The following is a 23,834-nucleotide window of genomic DNA, read 5'->3' on the forward strand; positions in this document are numbered from 1 at the left end:
AGATGCCTGAGGTAAAAGGGCCAATAGTCTCTCGGCTTTTCGGTGCAGGCTTTGCCGGTTTGATGGTGGCGATCGCCGGTGCCGTGCAAGCGAATGAATTGGCGGCACCGGATGGTCCGGTCATACTGGTTGTCAGCGGCGACATTGCACGCACGACAGACGGCAAAAAAGCCAAGTTTGATCGTGAAACCCTGCAGGCGCTGGGCACAGATAACCTTACGACCTCCACAACCTGGACCGATGGTCCGCAAAACTTTGAGGGGCCACGCTTGAGTGCTGTTCTGGATGCGGTTGGAGCTGAAGGCAATACGCTGGAGGCGGTTGCCCTCAATAACTACAGCGTTGAACTGGAGGTGGATGAGCTCCGCCGATATCCGGTGCTGTTGGCGTCCCGTATGAACGGCAAGACCTTGAGCGTGAGGGACAAGGGGCCTTTGTGGATCGTGTATCCGCGCGACCAGTATCCTCAGGTCTCGCAGGACCATAAGTGGATTTGGCAAGTCAAGGAGTTGCGGATCAAATGATCAAGCACCTCTCCATACGCGCACGCCTGGTCAGTCTCACCCTTCTTTTGCTGTTTGTGGGACTTCTCACCCTGACGGTGATAACGGCACTGCGTTACGAACGTGTGGAGCAACGCTTGAATCAAGTCACGACTGAAAACGCCGTTTGGTCGGCAGCGCAAACCGAACTGGAACTCAGTCGATTCCTTACAACACTTGATGGCTACATGCTCGGCTTCGAGAGTGTGGGCAAGGCGGATGTCTTGCTGCGTTTTGATCTTCTTTGGAGCCGCATGGAGTTGTTCAAAAGCGGAACGTTGAAACGAGAAATTGCGGAGATTGAGGGACACGACGATCTGGTGGCGAGGTTGGAACAGGTGCTGGTCGACGTGGAAGCTGATCTGCGTTTACTGGACCGCACCAGCCTGCAAGCCTTCGAGCGGATAAGAGCAGCTTTTGATCCGTTTACCAACCAGCTGCGTGACCTCACATTGGACAGCCTCAAATGGGATATTGATCAGCGCCTCGAAATTCAGGACCAGATGACCTCAATGCTGAACCAAATGGGATGGTTCAGCGGTCTGGCCATCGTGAGTTTGTGCAGCCTTTTAGGGTTTCTTTTCTATTATGAGATCCGCACGAACCGGTTGCTGCGCCAAACGTTGGAAGCTCAGGAAACCGTTGTGGCAGCGCGGCGCCGCCTGTCGGATGCCGTAGAGAACATAAACGAAGGCTTCTTGTTGTGCGATCACGACGACAACGTGGTGATGTGGAACAGCAAGATGGAGCAGATCTGCCCTGTTTCAGCGCAGGCCTTGAAACACGGCGTTCCCTACATTGAAGTGCTGCGGTATGGGGCCGTGAACAACGAGTTTGATCTTGATGGACGTCCTCTTGACGATTGGTTGGACTACCGACGCGTGGCCCGCAAGAAGATGGCGGCCACCTACGAGATGAAACTGACTGACGGGCGCTGGATCAGGGTCTCGGATCGACATACCGAAGATGGTGGCATCGTCAGCATCCGCTCCGACATTACGGAGATGAAGCGGCGTGAAGGTGAGCTGGAAGATGCCCGAACCAAGCTCAGCCATCAGGCTCGCGAACTGGCGCGAATGGCAGAAGAAGCAGACGCTGCACGAGATGTTCTGGACGATGCCGTCAATAGTCTTGACGAGAGCCTCGTCATGTTTGATGCCACCGACCGGCTTCAGCTCTTCAACAGGCGGTTTCGTGATCTTTATGGCGACTTGGCCCATCGGCTGCGTCACGGCATTACCTATGAAGAGGTTATTCGGCTGGCTGTGGATGCTGGGATTTACCCGCCACCGGATGATGTGGAGGCATTGATTGCCGATCGGATGAAGAAACGGCGGGCGGCTCTGATGTCCAAAGAGGTGCATTTCCGTCATCAGGAGCCTACCGGTGATGGACGCTGGATACAGATCTCAACGCAGCGTACCCGTGCCGGGGGCATGGTTTCCGTGTTCACCGATATCACCGAGGCCAAACGGCGCACGCTGGAAATACAAAGCGCCAACGAGCGGCTTGAAGTTCAGGCAACGCAGCTAAAGGCATTGGCCGAGGAAGCCCAAGCGGCCAGCAAGGCAAAATCTGAATTTCTTTCCATGATTTCGCACGAAATCCGAACGCCGATGAATGCGATCCTTGGTTTTGCATCTTTGTTGAGTGACAGCGAACTCACCACCGATCAACGCCGCTTCATTGCTGAGATTCAACAGTCGGGACATCGGCTCTTGGGACTTATTTCAGATACGATCGACTACTCCGAGTTGGATGCTGGGGGCATGAAGCTGGAAACCAATCCGTTCAATCTCCACCGGATGGCACGTCAAAGTGTTCGGCTGGCTCAAGACGCTGTTGGCTCTCGTGAGGTGCGGGTCGAGTTGAAGCTCGACCCCGAATTGCCGAAAGTTTATTTTGGCGACTTGAAGCGTTTGACCCAGGTTCTCACACATTTGATGAGCAATGCGACCAAGTTCACTCAGAAGGGCCGCATTATTTTATCGATTGAGGAAGTCGAAACCCACGGACCTCGCCACAAATTGCGCTTTACCGTGCATGACAGCGGTTCTGGCATTCCATTGGACATCCAGAAAACTCTCTTTCGTCCCTTTGAACGCAAGCGTCAGGACCGCGACATCACTCAGCCGGGTGTAGGATTGGGACTTGTAATCTGCAAGCGGCTTCTGGACCTTATGGGCGGTGAAATCGGCTTTGAAAGCACCGTTGGCTATGGGTCCAGTTTCTGGTTCGAAGTCACATTAGAGCAGAGTGAGGGGACTGAACTGGAGGAGATGGCACTTCTCGAGAACGTGAACGCGGACCTGAACAACAACGAGCCAGCGCTGAACAGCGAACCAATCAGCCTGCATGTTCTCGTTGTTGAAGACACAACTGCCAGTCAGTTGGTGATCAAGACAGCGCTTGAAAAACGCGGTCATATGGTGACCACTGCGCGGGATGGGCAGGAAGCGCTGGAGGCGATTGAGCGCCGCGACTTCGATCTTATTCTCATGGATATGCAGATGCCGACAATGGATGGCATGACGGCAACCCGAAAAATCCGCGCCTTGAGAGGCCCACAAGCGCGAATTCCCATTTACGCACTGTCAGCTCAGGTCATGGATTCGGACAAGAAGGCCGCATTTTCTACTGGCCTCAACGGTTACTTAACCAAGCCCATAATCTGGGAGGAACTTGATGCGGTTCTGCGAGTAACATCAAGGAACGTTGCCCGTGCGGCAGAAGATCATGCTTTCACCCAGGCGACCCCTCAAGATGAAAGCGATCAGCTTCCGCCGGAGATCCTGCCCCCATTGACGGAGGAGGGAAAGGAGAACGCCGAACCGGATGTGTTTGCCTTGCCAAATGGCGACTGGCACGCGGAGTTGGAGCGGCTGGAAGCGATCGTCAATGGACATTTGAACATGTCCAGTGATGAAGAAGGAGAAGCTGGAGTGCCAATGACAGGCGTAGCTGGCTCGAATGACCATGATCATAAAGGGGAAGATGCGTCCGGTGTTGAACTGGACCTTCAGTCGCTTGAGGATATGGTAGAGGCCGTTGGAGAGGACGTCTTCTCTGGCCTGTTGGACACGTTCTTCAGTAATGCGGAGGACTTGTTTGAGCAGTTTGATTCTGCACTCCATGCGCAGGACTGGGATCAGGTGCGCAAGACAGCCCACCGATTTGCAGGTCTTCTATCTCAATTCGGCGCGCACATGGCTGCAAGGCAAGCCAGTACCATCGAGGTGGAGCCAAATACAGACACTATTAATGACCTTGCTAGTGATTTTTTACAGTGTGCAAGAAAATCTGTTTCTGAACTAAAGAAATTACCCTACGTTAATCGCGAGTTGACCGAGGCTGCATCTTCTACCTAACTTCGGCCTTCCGAAGCGCTGGCTACGTCCCGGCTGGCGATCCTCGATGAGTGCAGGACCCTATGTCTGATCGACCCGCTGAAATCCTCATTGTTGAGGACACGTTCACGCTGCTGGAAACGTACAAGGCTTATCTCAGGCAGGAGAACCTGAGTGTACGCGGCGCTGAGACCGGTCAGCAGGCACTGGAGCAGATCGAGCAGCTCGCTCCTGATGTGCTTGTTCTGGATGTAAACCTGCCAGACATGCACGGCATAGATATCCTCAAGAGCATTCGTGCCAATGGCATCTCCTGTGAGGTCATCGTGATCACAGGTCAGGCTTCCGTTAATCTGGCCGTCGAGGCCATGCGGGAGGGCGCCTTTGATTTCATCATGAAGCCCTTCAATGCGGAGCGCATCCGAACCACCGTGCGAAATGCGCTGGAGCGTCATAACCTTTCCCGGCAAGGCGATGATCTGGCAGGAGATACCCGTCAAGAGGCAGCCCTTGAAATGATCACGGGCCAGTCCTCGGCGATGCAGGCCGTGTTCAAGATGTTGCGCGCTGTCGGCCCGAGTACGGCCTCGGTCTTTATTCGCGGCGAAAGCGGCACCGGCAAAGAGCTGTGCGCCGAAGCCATTCATAAGCTGTCTCGGCGCAGCGAGGGGCCCTTTGTCGTGTTGAACTGCGCGGCCATCCCCAAGGATCTTCTGGAAAGTGAAATCTTTGGGCATGTGAAAGGTGCCTTTACCGGCGCAACATCTGATCGCAAAGGGGCTGCATTGACCGCTGACAAGGGCACGTTGTTTCTTGACGAAGTTTGCGAGATGGACCTGTCCCTGCAGTCAAAACTGCTTCGGTTCCTTCAGGAAAAGAAGGTGCAGCGCGTGGGTGAAGACCGGTTGCGCGATGCGGATGTCCGCATTGTCTGTGCAACCAATCGGGATCCGATTGCCGAGGTCGCCGCCGGGCGATTTCGGGAGGATCTGTATTATAGGTTGCACGTCGTGCCCATAGATATGCCACCTCTACGCCAGCGCGAGGGCGATGTGGTTTTGATTGCGCGTCAGCTTCTGGAAAAATACGCCAAAGAGGAAGGCAAGCTCTTTACGGGTTTCAGCGTGGAAGCGGAAAATGCCCTTGCCGCCTATGACTGGCCCGGCAACGTACGTCAGCTCCAAAATGTAGTGCGAAGTGCTGTGGTGTTGAACCATGGCGAGGTGATGGAACGGTTCATGCTGCCACCCGAAATTGCAGAGGCCCAGCAGTTGTCGAGATCGGCAACGGGAGGCGGACCGCTTCAGGGACAGACATCGGGACAAGGTGATCAGGAAGGGCTCGACACGACAGAAGACCGATCCGCCGGAGGGACACCGCCACACGGTTATCGGCCCGATCGAGGTTCAAGCGCTTCCCACACACCACCCTTTGGTGAGGCTCCGGCCTACGGGAGAGCGGCAGCAGGCGGAACGTGGTCCTCCGCCTCGCAGTCGCACGGCCATCAGGGGCTGGTTTTGCCGTTTCAATCCGCTTTGGCTGATGAGAGCCGCATTTTACCTCTGGAAACGGTTATCCGTCTGACCATTGAGCACGCCATAGACCGCTGCAATGGCAGTATTCCAAGAGCAGCTGCGGCCTTGGAAGTCAGTCCCTCCACCATATATCGGCGCATTCAGGCTTGGGAGCTTGAGGATCGCATCGCCGCGCAAGCCAATGAAGAGGACCATACCGAACCGGATCAGAACAAACCGGATGCGGCCAAAAATGGCTAACAGCACGTTGGTGTCAGGCAGCGTGTTTGTCTGGCTCCTGATGGTCCTTCTGAGTGAAACCTGAAAGGTCATCAGTGCGTTGCTTGGGTACGCGAGTGATGATCGGCACCCCGGTTGCCAAGTTCAGGAAATCTTCCTGACGCCGCAGGGTGGGGTCCAGCAGTTCGAACACGACGGCCAGGCCGCATCCCAGCAGCAACGCCGCAAAGATGCCGCCGCCCACAAAAATGACCTTTCCAGGCGTGATCGGCGCCGTCGGATCCTCTGGTGCAGAAACGACTTGGACCCGTTCGGGGGCCTCATAGCGCCCCAAGGCGCTGGTTACCTCGGCCATTTCAAAGCGCCGTGACAACTCGCGATAGGTTTCCTGCGCCAGCTCGATTTCTCGCTCCAGCCGGTTCATTTGCTTTTCAATTGGCCCGAACTCCGCAATGCTTGTTTCCAGCTCCGCGATGTTTTCCTGAACTAGTGCGACGTCTTTTGAAAGCGCCGCGCGATTGTTCTCCGCTTCATGCAGAGCCTGCATTTGTGATACCAGCAGGGGGATGGTCTTTTGCTCCGGGTTAATTTGTTGGCCCGCCGCCATGTTCCACAGGCGGTCCAAATCTGTGTCGCTGAGGTCAGTGGCGGTTTCAAACAAGATTTTGCGTTGCTCGGTTAGTTGCTGAAGTTTTTGTTCAGCATCGCGAACGGCTGAATGGGCCTCGGTGTAGCGGCTACGCAGGTTTGCAAGTCGGCTCGTTTGTTCGATGATCTGTTCCTCAAGGTGCCCAACCGCCGGGTTCGTGCTGGCGAGGCGTTTGCGTAGATGAGCCAGTTGTGCTTCTGCGCTGGCGAGGGCCACCATCTTGCTGTCCAGTTCTCCCCGCAAATCGACCAGCCGCTGTACGTTGGCCGTATACACCGAGGGCAACTTGTCCGCATGTGCGCTTTTGAACTCGGCCAACTCGTTCTCCCGGCCTTGAAGAATGGCGCGCTGCTGGGCCAGTTGGTCCGCCAGAAATGCGCCGCTTTTATCGACAGCAGTCTGCTCTGGAGACAAAAGTCGCTCCAGAAACCGGTCACCAATGGCTTCAAGTTTGCGTGCTAGTCCGTTTGGGTCGCCTGAGGTGATTGTGAGTTGCACCAGGTCCGTGCCGACAAGCTGGGCAGAAATGGCTGATGACAGCTGGCGCACCATCAGTTCGCGCTGTCGCTGGGGCGTTGCGGGCGTAATCTCCCCCACATCTTGCAGAACCTTCCCCAACACATGCTCACTGTGCAACAAGGCATCAAGCGCCGGCATGCGTTCCTTCAGGTTTGGGCCAATGGCAAGATCTTCCAGAAACGGGTTCAGGCGTGCAGGTTCCTGAACCAGAATGGTCATGGTGGCTTGATATCGCTTGGGCGCGTAATCTGCGATGAAATACGCCAAAATCGGCAGCACCAGAAGTGGTACACAAATCACGTAGCGTCGCCGCCAGGCACTGTACAGCACCAAAAGCGCAATGTCTTTGAGGCTCCGACTTTGGGCGTCGTTCATGCTTGTCCGTTCTCACAGTGTTGCTTTCGCTTCGCCGGGCCAGCCGGACGCGAACCCGCAAACCAACGGGCTTCGAAGGTTTGCTTTCAGTGAAAGACATGCAAGAAAACTGCCAGAAAACATCACTGAATTGTCGGGGATGAGGCTGTGGGCTGGATACTGATCTCCACGGTGCCAAAAGGAAGGGCAGGGTTGATATGCTCCCGCACCTTCACAGCAGGCGTCAACGCTTGGGACACAAGGCGGGAAACTTGGCGGGCTTGGCTTAAACGATCATATGCAGAGCCGCTGCTTGGCACACCAACCGCAATGATCAGCGGTAGATTCCGATCGTGCGCGCGTCGGGCCAGTTGCGTAAGCTCAGGCTCAATAGCCGGGGGTAAAACCACATGTCTATCAAGGCCTTGAATACGCAAGGTTTCATCGTCTGAACTCCCCCCGGCTCTTGGTAGAGGCGACCCTTTACGCTTGTCCCGGTCTCCAATGTCAGCACCGGTCCCATCCACGGCGCGAGCTGCGGCCAGTAGCTCCAGCCGAGCATTGATTTGCGCGGGGTCTGTCACAATGCTGCGGCCGAATTGCTCTTGCCGCGATGGGGCTGGCGCAGTGGTTTTGGGGGAAGCGGGGTACCCTGGTTCAGTGCCCACATATCCGGTCTGGTTGCTGGAGCGCTGGCTTTGTGTTGTCATGAACCGGCGAAACAAGTCAGGAGGGCTTGCGGCGCTGACATCGGAAACTGATTTGGTTGCGGCGGAGGTGCTTCCTGTTGTGGATGGAGACGTGCCACCTTGCGCCGGCAACACAATATTGGCACGGGCCTCTGCCAGCATTTGTTCCAGCACCGGATCCCGATCAGCGTTGGCATCGGATCCGGTGTAATGGTCTGCCAAGGTTTCAGAAGCTTTGTCGGCACGGGGCGTGCGTTCTGCCGGACGGGTGAGATCGGGATTCTGTCCGTCGGCCAAACGGGCTTGGGCACGCAAATAGTCGGGCAACACCGCCAGTTCATCTTTCGGTGCACACCCGACCATCACGCTCATCACCGCGACAAGTATGAGTGCCAGCCTCACGAACGCTATCCCGCTTTCTCAAGTAAATCGTTGTTTGACTATTTGTTTTATTTCTGTTTGTAAGTAAAAGGTAAATCAGTTTTGTCCTCTTGCAGGCGAGATTGCCAGCTTTGCTGCAGTTTCTCCCAAATTTTCCACGTCAAATCGGTCTCTTCCCCTTGGTTTTTGCGGGCTAAATATAAGATCCAGCGCTGGTCAAGCACCCCCTCTGCCATGTCCAGAAGCGCAGTGTGGATGTCTGGCTGACTCGGGCAGATTTCGTGTCCGGGAAGCATCATCATCACGTCCCCCTCTCGTCCATCCATCGGATCGAACGGATCGGCGGTCGGCATGCGGCTGTGCCACTGAACATAGGCGTCGGCCTGTGTTGCAAGAACGCCCACACCGGCGGTCAATCGTGGCTGTGTGGCGTTATAAAGCCATACACTTTGCCCATTGCGTTGCAGGTTGCGCACGTTCTGAGGGGACATGCCATAGCCATCGTTGATCAACACGAGATCGAAAAGGTAGGCCAGTGCCTTGTCTTGAGGGGCGTTGAGATGGGCTGCCAGCTTCACCTCTGGGGCATCGCGCCGAAATACCTCCAAAAGCGCTGTCAGGTCGGAGGTCGACTGGTCAGGGTTAGAGGGTTCGTCGGCGACACTCCAATAAATCGGCGAAAGTCCCTTCTGGCTGGCAAGGTGCGTAATGCCGGCCAACCGTTCCGCGGCAACAGCAAGGCCAGTTTCGCCAATCAGCCGTTTGGCAGGGGTATAGGCCATGACCGCTGGAGCCTCGTTGAAAGCCATGGCCAACTCGGCAATGACCTGGGCATCATCATCTGCCCTGGGAGTGCTGATGCCCGGAGCCAAGGCACTCAAGCCCAAAGTCGCCATGAATTCCAGATCACAGCGCAACTGTTTCGTGCGGCGAGCAGGATCTTGCCCTGACCATGTCAGGTGCGGTGCTTCGTCCAGATAAAAGCCGACAGGCGCACGCGGAGCTGGCAGGTCGACGTTATCTATCAACAAGGTGATGGGAATGCGCGTTTCTCCAGACGTGCTTTCAACCGTGAGGTGAAGCGGATAACTGCCAGCCGTCGTGTCCGGTTTCGGGTGCAACCAGAGTTCCACTCTGCGCGGTTGATCAGGCGTCACCGGAAGGCCCTTCGGATCGGCGACAAGGCGGGTTTGCTGGAGTTGCAACGCGCTGGCATTGGCAGCAGGTCGGTCCAGCGTTCGCAGCGCGGCCCATGCGTAGGCGCTCAAATCCGGCGGGCCACCTGTAATCTGCCACCCAACAAGCTCCACCGGTTTGTCGCTGTGAAGGTCCAAGGAGAGCCTTGTAGCACCGTTGCGAGCGCTTGCTGCGGCAATCGAGGTTTTTTCCGGACGCGCATGGCCTGGAGAAAGCGGCACAACCGCATCAGCCGAACGGACCGGCGCCGGTTCGATAACCGGCCAGGCAGCGCGTATCCGCCGGGCCCGTTGGTCCTCCACGAAGTCCAGAGCGGCTCGGTCGCCAGCAGGAGCAAGCATTACGGCTGACAGGTAGGTGGCATCCGGGCTGTCGCCCGCCAGAGTAATCTCGATGCCGTCTGTTCCTGCTGTCGTTGTCACGTTCACATGACCGCCGCGATGACGCGCAATGTCGTGCCAAGGGTTACCGGCGGGACTGGCCTCTTGTCGCTTGCCACGCAAATACCGTTCTGCCAGCCACTCCTCAAAGCCAAGGCGATACTCCAGAGCCGTTTCGCCGTTGACCCTGATACGCCGCTCCAGCGGATGGGGAAGGTGTTCCCATGCCCCCACATCTTCCGTCCACAAATGAACATCGACTGTTTCGCCTTCCGGCCACGGTAGTACAAGGCGTTCAATGCCCTTGAAACCGCTTGTAACGAGCGGATCCGTCCCCGGTCGTTGAATGGGAACGACTTGTCCTGCTGCAATCAGCGGGCTGTCGGGGGATACAGCAGTGAAACCGGGAAACAGGGGGGCATCCGCTGGCCCCAAACTGTAGCCCACGGCGGATCCCGGAAGCTGCGGTGCGGCGCTGAGATGTATCTCCACCTCGGAAAAACTGGCGGCGTTATCCGGCGCAAACACGATCAACTGCGTCAGGCCGTCGAGGTTCAGTAGCGCGCCGCCGGTGGTGCGCAGACCCCGCAGTTGGATCGTGAGTTCGAACCGGCCGGGCACGATCGTTTGTTCCAGATTATAACGGCTGGCATAGTCTGAAGAGGATGTATCATCGATGCGTACCACCAAAAGTGCATCAGCATTCCCATCTAGATAGCCCGTTACGACGATGTTCTGGTCGGCTGTGAGAGAAACGGTATCGAGAGGGTAGTGAAGTGGCAGGCGGCCGCCAGCCAACTCGCGTGCAGGCAAGGACACGGCAATGAACGCAAGACTTGATAGGAACAGGATCAGGCCATAGCGGGCGTAGCGGGCCATCATTTCAGGTCTCCCTTCAATCAAAGCCGCTCCAATGCGGCGCGGATCTCGTCGGCGCGGTTGTCCCATCCCTCGTTGCGCACCGCGTCTCGTCGAATGGCATTGCGTGCGCTGTCAGCCCGCGCGGTATCCAGAGCAGGGGCGAGACGGCTACACGGTTCGATAACAGTCAGGAGGTGGGCGTATGGCTCCATTGCCGGAAATCGTGTGCTGACAATGGGTGAGCCTGCCGCCAGGTACTCCCGCAGCTTGAGCGGATTACAGTGGCGAATTTGGTCCGTATCGCGAAACGGCAGCAGCGAGGCGTGAAAGTGCTGCACGTACCCCGGCAAGTCATGGTGCGGGCGCTTGCCCAGAAAATGAAGGTTCGGCAGGCCCTCTAGTTCTGAGACATCGGTCTCCACTGATCCAATCAAAACGAAATGCCAATTGGGACGTTCTTTGGCAGCATCGGCCAGCATCGAAACATCTACCCAATCCGCAATGGATCCATAAAAGCCGGCAATGGGACCGCTTTCCGGCAGATCATCAGGCCGTGCCGCTGGAGTGGCGAACAGCTCGAAATCCACCCCGTGTGGCAGGTAAAGCGTCTTGTTTTGCGGAAAACGGCGCGCAAGGTGCTCACTGGCCGCGATAATCAGGTCGGCGCGGTCTACCAGTTGCTGTTCCATCGCCATGACGGGCGCGTGATCAACCCCGGCCAGTGAGGAAAAATCATCGCCGCAATAATATACAACTGCACGCTCTCCCAGTGTACCAAGCGCAACAACGCCGGTCGGTAGTGACGCCCAGAAAATGGGGCGATGAAGCCCGTCCTCATGAAGCCAGCGTCGGCACTGACGCGCCAGTAGCCGCCGGTTGAGACTCTGGGCCGCCTGGCTCGCGGGCCATGGTACGGCCATAGGCGCGTGGACGTGAATATGGTCGGGTCTTGGAACCTGTCCACCATCGTGATTGGAGGAGCGCATCAAAGCCATCACCTTGGTGGCAAGGCGCTTGAGATCGCGCAAGGACAGCCTGGGCCGACGCAGGCCGATCGAGTTGACCCAGCACACCTGCCAGTCTTGTGGCAGTCGGGCAATCAGGTGCTGGGTGGAAGAGGGATGACGCCCCCAGTCCTCGCCGAATACGATCAGGTCATGAGGTGCGGTCATAAAGCGGCTCCGCGGCAGTTTCGATGCGCCGGAGTATGCGCGCCGGGTTTCCGGCCGCTAGAACTCCTGCAGGAATGTCTTTGGTAACCACGCTGCCAGCGCCAACAACCGACCCCTCACCAATGGTCACACCGGCCAGCACCACGGTTCCAAAACACAACCAGGCCCCGTTCTTGATGACGATATCGCCGACCTGATCATCGGTGTCCGGCAAGCCCGCCGCTCGATCCGCCGGATCCAGTGGGTGACCGGGATAACCGGCCAGAAAGCAACGTTCGGAAAGCCGCACATTGTCTTCAATGATGACCCGTGACCCAACTGCGATGGTGCATTGCCAGCCAATATCAACATTGTCGCCTACTTTCAGCAGAGGGCGGCTTTTGGAGGAACTGCGCCCGGTCATCGTGGTGTGTCCGGAAAGCCGCACATCATTGCCAATGGAAAAGTCGAGCGGGCCGAGGAGAAGTGGCATGCCGCCAAACAGATAAAGCCCCTTGCCGGAGTGGGTCAGCTGGCTGCGAAAGACCGGTGTTGTCCAGAAAACACGCACAGCCCCGACAAACCCGCCCTTGAGCGCTCGGCTAAGTCCATAAAGCGCTCTGTGTAGGCCCGGAATAACAGGCACCGAACCCGCACGAAGTGAGCGCAAGCTGGAATAAAGCCAGCGTTTTGTTGGCGTGTCCTGTTGCTTGATCCATTGTTTCAACTGTGTGGTGCTGATCAAAACCCGCTCCTGCTTATTGTCGTTCTTGACGGGTAAAAGGTCGTTTCCTCAAACGGTCACGACCACGTGCAAGCCTGATCGGAAACTGTGAATTTTCTCCTTTTCCTGATGCCTCGTTTTTATGGGGTCTCAGGTTTTGTGCATACCGCGATAGCGCCACTGAAAGGGACAGGATGATGTAGATTGGCCAGGTGAAGCCTTGTGTGAGAAACGTGCCGGAAATGCAGAATCCGAGAATGCCACTGATCAAGGCGAGGGCTGTCGCCTTGGTGCTGGCGGGCGCATCATTGGCGTCAATAACCGATTGAGAGTGACGATTGGTTTGAAACATCAGGAAAATCATGGCCGCGAACGCCACAAGTCCGGGAAAGCCGGTTTCCGCCAGCACACCTAGCCAGGTCGAGTGAACGGCTTTGGCAAGACCGCCCCAGTGAGGTGTGTAGAAGAAAAAATTCGAGACGAAGTTATCCAGCCCCACTCCGGTTAACGGTCGGGCCAGTGCCATGTTCAGAGCCGCCTGCCAGGCGTAGATCCGACCCATGGCGCTTTCATCAATCCCGCTTTCTGCAGCGCCGCCGGATTGGCGATCAGCAATCCCGGCAACAACCATCAGTACAGCCAGTCCCGCCACACCAAGAGCCGCCAGTACCACCTTGTTCTTGATTACGCGGCTTCCGCCCACTGCCAGCACGCTCATTACGCCCAATAGCCCGCCCCGACTTTGCGTTGAAACCACAGCCCAGCAGATGCACAAGGTTGCGATGACGCCCAGGATGCGGTCCAGCCTTGTCGGCCTGATTATGGCAAGGGCAGTTGCAAAGCTGAGCGGAAATAACAGAACCAGGGCCAGATCGTTGGGATCTCCCAACACCGACCCGTAGTCTCGGCCAATGGTCACTCGGCTTCCCTCCACCAGCCCGATGCCTTGCAGCTTGCGCGCGATGGTGACCAAGGCGACGGCAATGCCCGAGACGGTAAAGACACGGGAGGCGATGGCAAAGTCTCTCGGCGTGCGCACAATCCAGCTGATTGCAAACACCATCACCGCGATCTTGATGTAGGTGTCCATGTAGTAGGTAATGGCGAGAGGGCGATTTGAAGCGAGGAAAAGGCCCAGCGTGACCAAACCGAAGAATACCGCGAATGCCGTCAGGTCCCGGTTCCAGTAGGGTTTCAGTTCCCTGGACACAAAAACTTGCCACCCGAGTACGGCCAGTGTCGGTAATGCGAGAAGGATGGGTATGCGCAGGGGCATCAATACTGGAAACACTTCGTGAATGCGGAAAAACGAAAACACCACGAACCCGAGGCAGAGGTAGAACAGGCTGTGGAACGCAATGACAACGCCCAACGGCAAAAGGGCGGCGGCGACGGCCGCTAGCGGATGAACAGGGTTCAAGAATGCAAGACCGACGCCAACGGAAGCCAGAACGGCGACAAGGGCCTGCGTGGCTTGACCGGATCTGGCGGAAGAGGCGCGCATGTTGGTCATGACAGGCTCGAAGCCCCTGCCGGTGACAGATGCCCCCTGGCTTTGAGGCGCAGCATCACGGCATATCCCGCCGCCAGCATCGCAAGGCCAGCCGCCGCGGCATAAACCAGTTGCCATAGCAGCCCCGCCGAAAGCGGTTGGGCAACAACGGCAAGCACAGCAAGGCCGGTAAACAGGGCCATTTGTGGCAGCCGGTAGGGAATAGGCGCGCGTCGATGATAAAGGCCGAGAAACAGCAGGAGCCGCAGGCAGTGACCAATCAACGTTGCCAGAATGGCTCCGGCAACACCATAGCCGGGAGCCAACAGCCAATAGCCCAATACCGCAGCGCTACCTCCAGCCGCGTTCACGGCCAGAACATGAAGCCCGTGTTGGGCGCGATAGCTTCCCACATTCAGGAGCGAACACAATTCATTGAGGGCAAAGCCCAGCACAAGCCAAGGCACAAACGCAATCGCGGGCAGGTAGGAAGCCGGTAAAAGCCAGGCAATGAAGATTGGTGCCAAGAGGGCTGTACCCAAGGCGCCCACCACCAAGACCCAGAAGCCAAGCAGCACCACATCTGCTGAGTGAGACAGTCCCTGTGGTTCCTCCAGAACGGCGATCCGTTTGGCATACCACCACAAGCCGAACGGCTGTAACAGCAGCGGCGCTGCCAATGCCAGTTTCACGGCGATGGAATAGTGCGCAAGGGTCTCTGGGGCTATGGCGGTCACCAGGAACCAACGGTCACAAGATCCCAACGCGAACATGGCCAACGCCCCACCGACTAGTGGCAGGCCGAAGTGGATGGTGCGTTGAAAACCTTGCCGGGAAAAGGCGATCCCGGTTCGCGAGATTTGCAGGGTGAGCAGGCTGAGGGCAAGCACCACATCAAGGGTGCCGTTGGCTACCAGAATGGCATTGATACCATACCCGTTCATCAACAACACCACCATGGCAAGGGCCTGAAGAACGCCGCGCGATGCTGTAAAAAGCAAGAACAGCTTGGGCTTGCTGCCAAGACGCAACCACGCCAGCGGCAGCTCAATGAGGCCGCCGAGGGTCGCCCCCAAGATACTCAGTCTGAGGGCCCATTCCTGTATGGGAAGATCCCACGCCGAGATAACAACGGGTATGAAAAGCTGAACGAGAATGCCAAAAGCCAATGCCAGAACAAGAGCGCTTCCGGTGATGACCGCCGCTTCCCGGTTGCGTTCAGCCTGTGTGCGTTGCACGCCAGAAAACCGAAACAGGGTATCAGCCAACCCCATGGCAAATATCAGCCCGATGAACTCCAGAAGAGAAGCCGCCACATCCAGATAGCCCACATCCTCTGGTGCCAAGTATGCCGTCAGCACGGGAATGGTGATCACCGCAAGCCCCTTTGTCAGGGCGATGCTGGCAACATAGGGCCAGGCGTGCAGCACGCTTTTCAGCATCATGCGTCAGGCTGCCTTTTTATGGGAGGTGATGCTCTCGATGCGGGCCGACAACGCACGGGCCTGCGCATTTTGCGTGAACAGGTCGCACACGCGGGCTCGTCCAGCCGCTCCCATCTCCTTCCGCGCCGAGGGCGATAACGCCATGAATTGCTCCAGCGTTTGGCGCAGCGCTTGTGGGTCAGCAGGTGGCACCTTGTAACCACAGCTGGGTGTGATGGTCTCTTTCATACCCATGAAGTCGGTGGTGATGACAGGCAGAGCCATGGCCATGGCTTCCTTTGCCACCAAAGGGCCTGAATCGCGGGACTTGTCAGAGGCTTCCTTGAACGGCGCGACCAGCGCCATGTAGGCAGGTCCATGTTCTGCCAGCCACTCCGCAGGTTTGGGACCTAGAAACCTGAGGCCGCGATCCTCCAGTTGGAACCGGATGGCGAGCGCTGCCAGCTTCTCCTTCAAGGGGCCATCGCCCACGATGTCGATAGCGGGCATGGCAGGCCCCATATCATTTAATGCCGTAAATAGGTCGTCGATGCCTTTTTGCTCCACCAGCCGTCCGATGAAGAGCAGTCGTCCATTGTCTTCCTGTTGAGGGCGGGGGGTAAATTGCTCCGGGTCAATGCCGCAAGGGATCATTGAAATCGCCGCCGATCCACACAGTTTACGAAGGTCTTCAGCCATCTCGTCGCATACCGCAACAACGAAATCGGCGGCAGCCAGTTTCTGCGGCAGGTCGATGGCCTCTGAGTACACGTCATGTCCGTGACAAACAAAGGAAACGCTGACGCCCATCAACCGTGCAGCGACGATGGCATGAGCAGCTGCTGGACCAGAAAAATGGGCGTGAAAATGAGAAACGCCGGCGCTATGGGCAAGTCTGGCGATTTTCATGGCATTGCCCAACAGGGAGCGCAACGGCAGCCCTTTTTGCGCTCGGCAGAACTGCAAGGCGTCCAAAGAGGAGCCGGATAACGCCGGAAGCGCCTTCAGCGCGGCAAAGTCGCTGGCTTCGCTCACATAGTGGGTCCGTGCTGCCAAGGCTTCGTCATCTTTTTGTGCCGGGCCTGTTGGTCGGTGCAATGCCATGGGAACAACGGTGTGGCCTTGCGCTTCCATGGCACGGATTTCATTGCCCACGAACGTTTCCGAGAACACGGGAAAATCCGCCAGAACATATCCAAGAGTTTTCAAGGGCCACATCCTTTCCTAGTTATGGTGAGATGGCGGCGTGACCTGAACCACGAGTAATGCGGTCAGGATTGGCTTGGAACCTGCAAAGTCAAGGATCACGCAGCAAGCTCGGTGCCAATCGGCGCAGCGGATCGGGCTATAGCCGGGAGGAGGAGGTCATGCCCACAGGGTGTTCTGTTGTCATTCCCACGAAGGATTGTCTGGTCTATCTCCAGCAGGCGATACAAAGTGTGATGGAGCAGTCTTTTGAACCTCTGGAGTTGATCGTTGTCGATGATGGATCAACGGATGGGACGCTGCCATATCTGGAGAATCTTGCGCGATCCAATGACAAGCTTGTTGTTCTCTCAGGACCCGGAAAGGGACCCGCTCTGGCCAGAAATATGGCCATTGAACAAGCCAGATACAGCCATATCGCCTTTTTGGACGCAGATGACATCTGGTATCCGAACAAGTTGGGGCCTCAACTTGCTTGGCATCAGGCGTACTCGGACGCTGTGTTCAGCTTCACCGATTACAGGCATCTCGATCCGCATGGTGTGGATATGGGCACATGCTTCGAATTTTGGCGCAATCAGTTCCAGCAATTGCCGCCTCGAGCCTTTGAGATGTTTCCTGAGGCACTGTCGCGCCTGCTGGCTGCCAACATCGTCGGCACGTCTACCGTTGTCGCAAAAACGAAAGCTTTGCGAAATGCGAATGGATTTGCAACGGATCTGCCCTCCGCCGAGGATTGGGATTTGTGGTTGAGGCTGGCGGCGTCCGGCCCGGTCGGCATCAGCGGTACCGTGGCAATGGACTATCTTGTGCGCCCCGGTAGCGAGACCAAGAAGCGTGCCGCGCGCATTCAAGCCATGCAGACCATTTGCGCACGCTACGAACAGGAGCGTGCTCCGGCGGTTCAGAACGCGTTGAAGAAAGCACGAGCCAACATTTGGGTAGCTCAAGCCGAAATGCAGCGTGAAGAGGGGCACCCCGCCGCAGCATTGAGGGCGCATTTGCGAGCTGCCATGCTGGATCCACAGCGCAAGACCTTCGTTGCCATGTTGGCAGACGCCAAGAATGTGGTCCGGCCCAAACCTCTTGATGTGCGGGAGCGACAGCCTTGAACCTCTTTCAATCCGAGGCAGAGCCTACGTTGGACGGCATCTCTGTAGTGCGCCGCGCTTTGCGACGACGTTTGTCCAACCTGCACATTCCGGTTCAGGTCAGTGATGATCTCCAACTCATTCTGTCGGAATGGGGGGCGAACCTGATCACGCACGCCAGCATGAAACCCACGAAAATAAGCGTTTCGCTGGATATGAAAGGCATGACCCTCGTTCTGTCCATTCGCGATAACGGCAGCCCGTATCCGGAGGTTCTAGACTGTCTGTCCACGCTCTCGCCCGCCCTTCCAGATCCCATGACGCTTGAGAATGGTCGAGGTCTGGAATTGTTACACACCTTCAGCGACGGCCTGCGTTATGCCACCCGTGCTCCTGAGGGCAGGGTTGAAAACACCCTCTCGTTCTCCAGAGACCTGATGGACAATCGCCCCACCATTCTGGTGGTGGATGATGATCCCGCGCTTGCAAAGTCTTATGCGGCCTTTCTGGACGCGAACTTTCGCAGCCTCACGGCAACATCACTGGAAGAGGCCCAGCGCAAGGCCACAACCCAGCCGGTGGATCTTATTCTCACGGACTACCATCTGGAAGATGGCACGGGGGAAACGCTGATCAGCCTTTTGGAAAATGACAGGGGGCGCCTGCCGGCACCTTTGCTTGTCATTACTGGCGATACAAGCGTGCGCTTGAAGGAAAAGCTGGAAGAACGCGGCGTGGAAAGCATTATTTCCAAGCCCGTGCGTCCGCGCGAGTTGAACCGGTTGGTCAAAAACGCACTCGGTCGGTCTCATCGGCAACAGGCATTTCTTTTAAGGCATTTCGAGACAGTCTACCGGGACCTGCGGGGTGAGGCCAGAGAATGGCGGCAGCTGGGAGATATCCTCATCGAACACCTCGCGGCGGCTCGTGACACCGGGTCGGGCGATGCTGTCATCATGACACGGAGCGCCGAAGCCACCCGATTGATTCTCGTGGACATGGTGGGTCATGGTGTCAGCGCCCAAGCTGGTAGTGTGGCGTTTCTATCTATTTTGAGAACGGTAAACGCGCTATCTCCGGCGCTTTCATGCGTTGAGTATGTGCGTACTATCAACCGATTGATGACGCAGGATTTGGAGCTATCGGGTTTACTAAGCACCTTTCTGGTGGCGGATGTGTTGGAAGGCGGGCGCCTGCATCTTGCTTCTGCGGGCCATGTGCCTCCCATTGTGGCTGAAGGGAACCGGGCGCATCCTCTCACCGTCTCGGGTGGTTTGATCGGGCTTGCGGGTGATGATGATTTCGAGCAGGTGGACTACACCCTGCGGCCCGGTGAATGCATGTTTCTTGTGAGCGACGGGCTGGACCCCTCTGGTCTTGCCAGCGGCGATCCCCTTCCGGACTGGCTACAGCGCGCCATGACTGCCTTTGCCTCAAGCCCGGAGCCTGATCCGGCACAAGGTGAACGCAGAAAAGCGCTATTGAGTGCCATCAACGCCGCGCTGGGCCCTGAACCGGCAGATGACTGGACCCTGTTGGCGGTGACGCGGTCCCGGTCGTAGGTGGTGAGGTTGGGCTCGATGTCAGCCTGAGACCTGCGTTTCGATAAACGTCCAGTATCAGAGGCAGCTTGGCCGCTGGTGAATAGTGAGAGCGGATCCGTTGCTGGCAGTTTGTGCGCATTTGCGTCAAGAACGCAGGTCGGGCTTGAACCCACTGCCGAAACGCTCGGCTCATATCCGTTAGATCTTCAGGGTCGTACAGCCATCCTGTAACGCCATGCTGGATCAGGTCCGGCAAGCCGCCAAGCCGCGGCGCAAGAACCGGTACGCCATGGGCCATGGCTTCAAGCGCGACAAGGGGCAGGCCCTCTGCTCGCGATGAAAGCACAATCAAACCCAGCGTGGGCCAGATGGGCTCAAGGTTTGACACCATGCCATGGAACTCGATCAGGCTTCCATATTTGGCCTCCAACTCCGGCCGCATGGGGCCGTCTCCATAAAGGTGCCAGTCCAGTGTGGGACGACGAGGCTGTTGTGCGGCAAAGTCGCAGAACAGGTCCGGACCCTTTTCATGGGAAAGCCGTCCAACAAAGGCAACTGTGCGGCTGAGGGGGCGGTTCGTGTCCATGGCTGGACAGTTGATGAAGTTCTCAATGACCGTGGAAGCATAGGGCAAGCGGGCCGCAATCGGTCGGCTTACACTGATGCGCCGGGCCAGGAGCCCCGTATAGGCATCCAAAGTTTGATAAAGGGACACCGGGAAAGGTCCTGCTTCTCCCGCATGGTAGGTCGAGACCACGGGAATGCCGCGTGCCCGGCAGGCAAGCCTTCCCAGAATGCCGGCCTTGTAACCGTGGCTGTGTACCAACGCGGGGCGCTCCGCTGAAAGGCCACGCCACAGACCTTTCAGGCCGCCCTCCAGAATGGTGAATGGCAGACCGGCCATGGTTAGCTGATCCAGCCATGGGTTGTTGTCGTGAGGGGCCAGAAGCACGACACGTACATCCAGCCCTTGGGCCTTCAGCGTTTGAGCCAGTACGAGGATGTGTTTTTCGATGCCGCCGATGCCACTGGAATCGACGAGTTGCCAGATGGGTGCCATGGGTGTCCTGCGTTTTTTCAGAAACGCCAAGCAACTCGGATGCCAGTCGTGAGTTCATGCGTGCGAGGGGCGTTCCTTGTGGCTGAAGCGCTCGGACACGTAGATGCCCCCAAGCACAAGAACCAGCGCCAGACCATGGTACAACTCGAAGGGTTCACCCAGTATGACAATCGCGAAGACGGAGGCGAAAATTGGAACGAGATTGACGAAAATTCCCGCGCGGCCCGGCCCGATCAGCTCCACCCCGCGCATGAAAAACACCTGTGCGATGAAGCTGGGAAACAGCGCAATGTAAAGACAAATCAACCATCCATTGAAGTCCGGCCAGATCATGTTACCTGCCATGCCCTCCCATAGCAGCAGTGGGACGGATACAGTGGCCGCAACGGTCGACGTAACGGCAAAGAAGGCCAGCGCGGGGACTTTGGGTCTGTTGCGCAGCGCCAGCGTGTACCCGGAGTAGAACAGGCACGCCAGCAACATCAAGGCATCGCCAGGGTTGATCTCTACTTCCAGGAGACGCTCAAGGCTGCCGCGGCTTGCCACTGCCACCACGCCACAAATGGTAATCACAATGCCAAGCGCCTGTGCCACCGTAAGCCGGGATCGGTACACCACAAACGCGCCAATTGCCACCATCATGGGAACGGAGCCCTGAATGATGCCGATATTCAGCGCGGTCGTATCATGAGCGGCGAGATAGAACAGAGCATTGAACCCCGTAAACCCGAAGGCGGCCATGGCGGCAACCATAACGATTTGCGGGCGCATGTGATGCCAATTGTGGACCACTTCGCGCCAATAAAGGCCAAGCATGATGGCACTTACAATCAGCCAACGCAGAAAAACCACCACGAACGGTGATACGTTCCCCACGGCCAGCTTGCCGGCAATGGTGTTGCCGCCCCAGAAAATGGTCGTCAAAAACAAAAGGATAAGCGGGCGATTATACAACTGCGAAATGCCAAACATGCGGGAATATGGTCCTAGCTCTGAATCAGGTAGGCTCTACATCGTAGAAATACCTGTGTGAATCAGGCGCACACTGTCGCGTTCTTCACCTGAACGCAATTGATTAATTGGTCTGGAGTGGTTTGCTGTAAAACTAATAAATTGTGTCTATTGTTTCCGAATTGGAAAAAGTTCTATGTAAGTGAGCTCATTGAACATGCGCCTGTTTTTTGTAAGGTGGACCGCAAAACAGAGTAGTTTAACGTATTTGAGAGGGCTCCATGACTGAGCGTAGGCAGATCGCCGGATTGCAGGTGGCGACAGAACTCTATGATTTCATTGAAACCGAGGCGCTGCCGGGTACAGGCATATCCTCCGATGGATTTTGGCAAGGCCTTGCGGCATTGGTGGCTGAGTTTGGCCCTCAAAACAAGGCCGCTCTTGCCAAGCGCGACGAGTTGCAGACAAAGATCGATGACTGGCACCGCGCTCATCCGGGCCCCATAGATGGTGCCGCCTATGAGGCATTCCTGAAAGAAATTGGCTATCTGGTACCTGAAGGGCCAGACTTTGAGGTAGATCCACCCAACGTTGATCCTGAGATTGCTCGCCTTGCCGGGCCGCAGCTTGTTGTGCCGGTCATGAACGCCCGGTACGCGTTGAACGCGGCCAATGCGCGCTGGGGATCCTTGTATGATGCGCTTTATGGCACAGACGCAATGGGGTCTTTGCCTCAAGCCGGAGGCTATGATGCCGAACGCGGTGCGCAGGTGGTCGCCTTTGCAAAACAACGGCTGGACAAAGCCGTCCCGCTGGATTCAGGCAGTTGGGCCGACGTGACCGAGATCTGTATCGTTGCGTCCTCATTGGCCTTGACCTTGAAAAACGACGAAATGGCGGGCCTTGAATCTCCCCTCCAGTTCGTCGGGTTTGTTGGAGATGCGGAAGCCCCGAAAAAGGTTCTGTTGCAGAAGAACGGTCTTCACATCGAGATTGTCATCGACAAAAGCTCGCCAATTGGCTCCACAGACCCTGCTGGTATCTCTGATGTGATCGTGGAAGCTGCTCTGACCACCATCATGGACTGCGAGGATTCTGTCGCAGCAGTGGATGCCGAGGACAAGGTGCTGGCATACCGGAACTGGCTCGGCCTGATGAAGGGCGATCTGACGGAGACGATAGAAAAGGGCGGAAAGACGTTTACCCGTGCTCTTAACCGGGACCGCCACTACACCGATGCTCAGGGTGATGCGCTGACATTGCCGGGGCGCTCGCTCATGCTGGTACGAAATGTCGGGCATCTGATGACCAATCCGGCTGTTCTTGACGAACAGGGCAACGAGATCCCGGAGGGCATTCTGGATGCGCTGGTAACCTCGATGATTGCCATCCATGACATCGGTTTGGGCGACAAGGTCTCCGGTCGCCATGCCAACGCACGAGCCAATTCCGTTTACATCGTCAAGCCCAAGATGCACGGCCCGGAAGAAGTCGCTCTTGCCAATGCCTTGTTTGAACGCGTTGAGGACATTCTCGGCTTATCCCGTGACACGCTGAAAATGGGCATCATGGATGAGGAACGCCGAACGACGGTCAACCTCAAGGAATGTATCCGCGCCGCCAAGAGCCGGGTATGTTTCATAAACACCGGTTTCCTTGATCGTACCGGGGACGAGATCCATACCTCCATGGAAGCAGGCCCCATGATCCGAAAAGGGGACATGAAACAGTCCACCTGGATTGGGGCCTATGAGAACAACAACGTGGATGTTGGACTTGCTTGCGGGTTGCAAGGGCATGCCCAGATCGGCAAGGGCATGTGGGCCATGCCTGACCTGATGCAGGCCATGCTGGAACAAAAGGTCGGACATCCAAAGGCCGGGGCGAACACTGCATGGGTTCCGTCACCGACTGCCGCCACATTGCATGCGTTGCATTATCACGATGTAACCGTCAGCACCGTTCAGGACGAGTTGAAAGCGCGAGCTTCGGCAAAACTCGCCGACATCCTGACAATCCCGGTTGCGGAGCGCCCCAACTGGTCGCCAGATGAAATCCAGCAGGAGCTGGACAACAACGCCCAGGGTATCCTGGGCTACGTGGTACGCTGGGTCGATCAGGGCGTCGGATGCTCCAAGGTGCCGGACATCAACCATATCGGACTGATGGAAGACCGCGCGACCTTGCGCATCTCGTCCCAGCACATTGCAAACTGGTTGCACCACCGCGTTTGCTCTCCTGAGCAGGTGATGGAAACCATGAAACGCATGGCGGCTATCGTGGACAAGCAGAATGCTGGTGATCCAGCCTACAAGCCCATGGCACCACATTTTGATGCTTCCGTGGCTTTTCAGGCGGCGTGTGATCTGGTGTTCAAGGGCAGGGAACAGCCAAGCGGTTATACCGAACCGGTCCTCCATGCCCGTCGTCAGGAAGCCAAAGCCAAGGCACGTCTGCACTGAACCGGCCGCAGACGGACCGACTACGCAAGACGCAGCCCTCCAGTTCGAACAGGCGC

General features: G+C 57.0%; 16 protein-coding genes. 6 read left to right on the forward strand and 10 right to left on the reverse strand.

All coding sequences use genetic code 11. The features are described from left to right. Positions 1 to 2: 2 nt before the first annotated feature. The 3 genes from G512_RS0119090 (at position 3) to G512_RS21915 (ending at position 5,664) form a co-directional block, all read left to right on the forward strand. Positions 3 to 524 (forward strand): molybdopterin-dependent oxidoreductase, encoded by a 522-nt coding sequence (locus tag G512_RS0119090; protein ID WP_051269712.1) that lies wholly within the window; start codon positions 3 to 5, stop codon positions 522 to 524. Then, complete coding sequence (locus tag G512_RS22305; RefSeq protein WP_051269714.1) at positions 521 to 3,910, forward strand: PAS-domain containing protein; 3,390 nt, start codon at positions 521 to 523, stop codon at positions 3,908 to 3,910. Before G512_RS0119090 ends, G512_RS22305 begins: the two co-directional genes overlap by 4 nt. Positions 3,911 to 3,972: 62 nt before the next feature. After that, positions 3,973 to 5,664, forward strand: a complete 1,692-nt coding sequence (locus G512_RS21915; protein WP_051269717.1) for a sigma-54-dependent transcriptional regulator — start codon at positions 3,973 to 3,975, stop codon at positions 5,662 to 5,664. A 13-nt stretch (positions 5,665 to 5,677) separates the two neighbouring features. On the opposite strand, the gene G512_RS0119105 is transcribed toward G512_RS21915, so the two are convergent. From G512_RS0119105 to G512_RS0119140, 8 genes are all read right to left on the reverse strand, one after another. Beyond that, complete coding sequence (locus tag G512_RS0119105; RefSeq protein WP_028483091.1) at positions 5,678 to 7,186, reverse strand: GumC family protein; 1,509 nt, start codon at positions 7,184 to 7,186, stop codon at positions 5,678 to 5,680. A 122-nt stretch (positions 7,187 to 7,308) separates the two neighbouring features. Next, a complete protein-coding gene (locus G512_RS0119110; RefSeq protein ID WP_143181321.1) occupies positions 7,309 to 8,256 on the reverse strand; it encodes a hypothetical protein in 948 nt (315 codons plus the stop codon). A 47-nt stretch (positions 8,257 to 8,303) separates the two neighbouring features. Next, complete coding sequence (locus tag G512_RS0119115; protein ID WP_028483093.1) at positions 8,304 to 10,694, reverse strand: hypothetical protein; 2,391 nt, start codon at positions 10,692 to 10,694, stop codon at positions 8,304 to 8,306. Between the two features lie 17 nt (positions 10,695 to 10,711). Continuing rightward, on the reverse strand, positions 10,712 to 11,845 hold the full coding sequence (locus tag G512_RS0119120) for a glycosyltransferase (protein WP_028483094.1): 1,134 nt from the start codon (positions 11,843 to 11,845) through the stop codon (positions 10,712 to 10,714). After that, the gene (locus G512_RS23110; protein WP_028483095.1) at positions 11,829 to 12,569 is read right to left on the reverse strand and encodes an acyltransferase; all 741 of its coding nucleotides are present in this window, start codon (positions 12,567 to 12,569) and stop codon (positions 11,829 to 11,831) included. The genes G512_RS0119120 and G512_RS23110 overlap by 17 nt, the downstream gene beginning before the upstream one ends. Before the next feature lie 13 nt (positions 12,570 to 12,582). Then, entirely contained in the window at positions 12,583 to 14,061 is a 1,479-nt protein-coding gene (locus G512_RS21920; protein WP_073832964.1) for an O-antigen ligase family protein, read from the reverse strand. Continuing rightward, on the reverse strand, positions 14,058 to 15,485 hold the full coding sequence (locus G512_RS0119135) for a lipopolysaccharide biosynthesis protein (protein ID WP_028483096.1): 1,428 nt from the start codon (positions 15,483 to 15,485) through the stop codon (positions 14,058 to 14,060). Before G512_RS0119135 ends, G512_RS21920 begins: the two co-directional genes overlap by 4 nt. Positions 15,486 to 15,488: 3 nt before the next feature. Continuing rightward, entirely contained in the window at positions 15,489 to 16,673 is a 1,185-nt protein-coding gene (locus G512_RS0119140; RefSeq protein WP_028483097.1) for a glycosyltransferase family 4 protein, read from the reverse strand. A gap of 158 nt (positions 16,674 to 16,831) precedes the next feature. On the opposite strand from G512_RS0119140, the gene G512_RS0119145 reads away from it, so the two are divergent. Together G512_RS0119145 and G512_RS0119150 are read left to right on the forward strand one after the other, a co-directional pair. Further along, positions 16,832 to 17,782 carry a glycosyltransferase family 2 protein gene (locus G512_RS0119145; RefSeq protein ID WP_162143396.1) on the forward strand — a complete coding sequence of 317 codons (951 nt, stop codon included), beginning with the start codon at positions 16,832 to 16,834 and terminating at the stop codon, positions 17,780 to 17,782. Continuing rightward, entirely contained in the window at positions 17,779 to 19,323 is a 1,545-nt protein-coding gene (locus G512_RS0119150; RefSeq protein WP_028483099.1) for a SpoIIE family protein phosphatase, read from the forward strand. Before G512_RS0119145 ends, G512_RS0119150 begins: the two co-directional genes overlap by 4 nt. Here G512_RS0119150 and G512_RS21925 read toward each other — a convergent pair. Beyond that, positions 19,253 to 20,365: a glycosyltransferase family 4 protein gene (locus G512_RS21925; RefSeq protein ID WP_051269724.1), complete on the reverse strand. Its 1,113-nt coding sequence runs from the start codon at positions 20,363 to 20,365 to the stop codon at positions 19,253 to 19,255. The two genes, G512_RS0119150 and G512_RS21925, sit on opposite strands and share 71 nt — an antisense overlap. 54 nt (positions 20,366 to 20,419) lie before the next feature. Next, positions 20,420 to 21,337, reverse strand: coding sequence for a DMT family transporter (locus G512_RS0119160; RefSeq protein WP_036490317.1), 918 nt, complete (start codon positions 21,335 to 21,337; stop codon positions 20,420 to 20,422). Between the two features lie 260 nt (positions 21,338 to 21,597). Here G512_RS0119160 and G512_RS0119165 point away from each other — a divergent pair, with 260 nt between their 5' ends. Then, complete coding sequence (locus tag G512_RS0119165; protein ID WP_028483101.1) at positions 21,598 to 23,778, forward strand: malate synthase G; 2,181 nt, start codon at positions 21,598 to 21,600, stop codon at positions 23,776 to 23,778. Positions 23,779 to 23,834 lie beyond the last annotated feature (56 nt).

The organism is Pseudovibrio exalbescens DSM 16456 (genome assembly GCF_000422785.1).
Taxonomy (GTDB): Bacteria; Pseudomonadota; Alphaproteobacteria; order Rhizobiales; family Stappiaceae; genus Pseudovibrio; species Pseudovibrio exalbescens.

Coding starts and splice junctions, on each gene's coding strand:
- G512_RS0119090 (WP_051269712.1), top strand. CDS start 3: ATGCCTGAGGTAAAAGGGCCAATAGTCTCTCGGCTTTTCGGTGCAGGC.
- G512_RS0119160 (WP_036490317.1), bottom strand. CDS start 21,337: ATGTTTGGCATTTCGCAGTTGTATAATCGCCCGCTTATCCTTTTGTTT.
- G512_RS22305 (WP_051269714.1), top strand. CDS start 521: ATGATCAAGCACCTCTCCATACGCGCACGCCTGGTCAGTCTCACCCTT.
- G512_RS0119115 (WP_028483093.1), bottom strand. CDS start 10,694: ATGATGGCCCGCTACGCCCGCTATGGCCTGATCCTGTTCCTATCAAGT.
- G512_RS0119105 (WP_028483091.1), bottom strand. CDS start 7,186: ATGAACGACGCCCAAAGTCGGAGCCTCAAAGACATTGCGCTTTTGGTG.
- G512_RS0119165 (WP_028483101.1), top strand. CDS start 21,598: ATGACTGAGCGTAGGCAGATCGCCGGATTGCAGGTGGCGACAGAACTC.
- G512_RS0119145 (WP_162143396.1), top strand. CDS start 16,832: ATGCCCACAGGGTGTTCTGTTGTCATTCCCACGAAGGATTGTCTGGTC.
- G512_RS0119135 (WP_028483096.1), bottom strand. CDS start 15,485: ATGATGCTGAAAAGCGTGCTGCACGCCTGGCCCTATGTTGCCAGCATC.
- G512_RS21920 (WP_073832964.1), bottom strand. CDS start 14,061: ATGACCAACATGCGCGCCTCTTCCGCCAGATCCGGTCAAGCCACGCAG.
- G512_RS21915 (WP_051269717.1), top strand. CDS start 3,973: ATGTCTGATCGACCCGCTGAAATCCTCATTGTTGAGGACACGTTCACG.
- G512_RS21925 (WP_051269724.1), bottom strand. CDS start 20,365: ATGGCACCCATCTGGCAACTCGTCGATTCCAGTGGCATCGGCGGCATC.
- G512_RS0119120 (WP_028483094.1), bottom strand. CDS start 11,845: ATGACCGCACCTCATGACCTGATCGTATTCGGCGAGGACTGGGGGCGT.